The 2,130-nt window shown below is 66.9% G+C and carries 1 protein-coding gene, 1 rRNA gene and 1 pseudogene; all 3 read right to left on the bottom strand.

The annotated features are described in order from the left end of the window. Positions 1–102: 102 nt before the first annotated feature. Positions 103–1,245 (bottom strand): annotated as a pseudogene (locus tag FNH04_RS49220) (MFS transporter); the annotation flags it as partial. A gap of 54 nt (positions 1,246–1,299) precedes the next feature. Beyond that, positions 1,300–1,944, bottom strand: coding sequence for an HAD family hydrolase (locus FNH04_RS45260; protein WP_152792039.1), 645 nt, complete (start codon positions 1,942–1,944; stop codon positions 1,300–1,302). A gap of 61 nt (positions 1,945–2,005) precedes the next feature. Further along, a 5S ribosomal RNA gene (gene rrf / locus FNH04_RS45265) occupies positions 2,006–2,122 on the bottom strand. Positions 2,123–2,130: the final 8 nt, after the last annotated feature.

Consider the following 2,130-nt stretch of genomic DNA (forward strand, 5'->3'; position numbering starts at 1 on the left):
GGATCCATCGGATGGTCCGGCCCGAAGTCATATCCCGTTACTGCCTCGTCCCACATCAGCTGTGCGCGGCCGCTCATGCCCGCCACCGTATCGGTCCGGTTGAGGATCGAACGACCGGGCGTACACCAGCGTCACCAGCACCAACACCATCGGCACAAGCATCGCCCCGCGATAGCTCCAGGCGTCCCCCAGCGCCCCCACCAACGGCGAGCCGATCAGGAACCCGACATAGTTGAAGATGTTCAGCCGCGCGACGGCCGTATCCGAAGCCCCGGGGAACAGCCTTCCGGCCGCCGCGAACGTCTGCGGCACGATCACACACAGCCCGAGCCCCAGCAGGGTGAACCCGAGCATCCCGACCCACGCCCCCGGCGCCCCGGCCACCACGGCGAACCCGAGCGCCGCCACGAGCGACCCAGCGCGCACCACGGCCACGGCCCCGAACCTCCGCACCCCGAAGTCCCCTATGGCCCGTCCGAGCAACGTGGTGACCATGTAGACGTTGTACGGAACGGTCGCGAGCTGCTCCGAGCTCCCCAGCACGTCCTGGAGGTACTTCGCGCTCCAGTTGGAGACGGTCGAGTCCCCGATGTACGCGAAGCACATCACGAGACAGAGTGGCAGCAGCAGCTTGAAGACGACGGGCCCGCTCTCCCCCACACTCTGGTCGGCGACGTCCTCGGGCCCGCCCCCGTCGACGTACCACCTGCTCCCCGCGAACGCCGCCGGCAGCAGAACGATCACCACGGGGAGGTACGACACGAAGAGCGCCAGGTCCCAGTGGGCCCCCACCCAGGCGAGCGAGGCTCCGACGATCCCGCCCAGGCTGTACACGGCGTGGAACCCGAGCATGATGCTCCGCCCGTACGCCCGTTGGAGGCTCACCCCGAGCATGTTCATGGACGCGTCCAGCGCCCCGACGGCCAGCCCGAAGGCGGCGAGCGAGAGCGCGAGCACGGCCATGTGCTCCCCTGCTCCCACGCCGAGGAGCCCGAGCAGGACGACGGGCTGGGACCACCGCAGCACCTGACTGGGCGGCACCTTCTTGACGAGCTTCTCGGTGCCCACGCTCCCGGCACCGGCCAGCACCGGCACCGCGGCGAGGAAGGCGGGCAGCAACGCGTCGGACACCCCGTACCGGTCCTGAATGGCCGGAATACGAGTCACCAGCAGAGCGAAGGCCACGCCCTGGGCGAAGAAACTGAACGCGAGCGAGGCCCGGCCACGCCGCAGCACATCTGTCATGGCGGCACAGTAGGGGGCACGACCTACTCATGGGTAGAGGAAGTTGAATACTGCTCAACTCAGCAGGCCGGGCAGCTCCCCCATGTCCGAGAAGTACCCCCTGGTTCCGGGAAGCTTGTCGGCGGGTGTCATCGCCGTGAACCCGTACACGTCCATCCCGGCCGCCATACCCGCCCGCACCCCAGCGGGACTGTCCTCGACGACCACACACCTCTCCGGAGCGACCCCCATCCGCTCGGCGGCGTACAGGAACAGGTCCGGCGCCGGCTTCCCTCTCCCCACGTCCTGCGCGCTGAAGACGAGCTCGTCCCCGAACCACCGGTCGAGCCCGGTCGCCCGATGCCCCACCCGGATCCGCTCATGACTTCCCGACGAGGCCACGCAGTACGGCACTTCGTCCGCGACGAGCTTCTCCAGCACACCGACCACACCGGGAACGGGCTCCAACTCCCTCTCGAACGCGGCGAAGACCCTCCCGTGGAAGACATCGTCGAAGTCTCCCGGCAACCGTCTCCCCGTCCGCTCCAGCACCAGCTCGTGGATCCGATGCATGGCCGACCCCATGTAGTCACGAATGGAGTCCTCGTAAGAGGTCGGGTGCCCCAACTCGGTGAGGTAGGCGGCCAGCAACCGGTTGGAGATGGACTCACTGTCGACGAGAACACCGTCATTGTCGAAGATCACGAGGTCATAGCGCATGACCCGACCCTAAACGCAGAAAACCCCCGCGCCGAATGGCACGGGGGTTTTCTCAAGAATTGTTCGGCGGTGTCCTACTCTCCCACAGGGTCCCCCCTGCAGTACCATCGGCGCTGTAAGGCTTAGCTTCCGGGTTCGGAATGTAACCGGGCGTTTCCCTCACGCTATGACCACCGAAACACTATG

This window comes from Streptomyces phyllanthi, from assembly GCF_009377205.1.
GTDB lineage: Bacteria > Actinomycetota > Actinomycetes > Streptomycetales > Streptomycetaceae > Streptomyces > Streptomyces phyllanthi.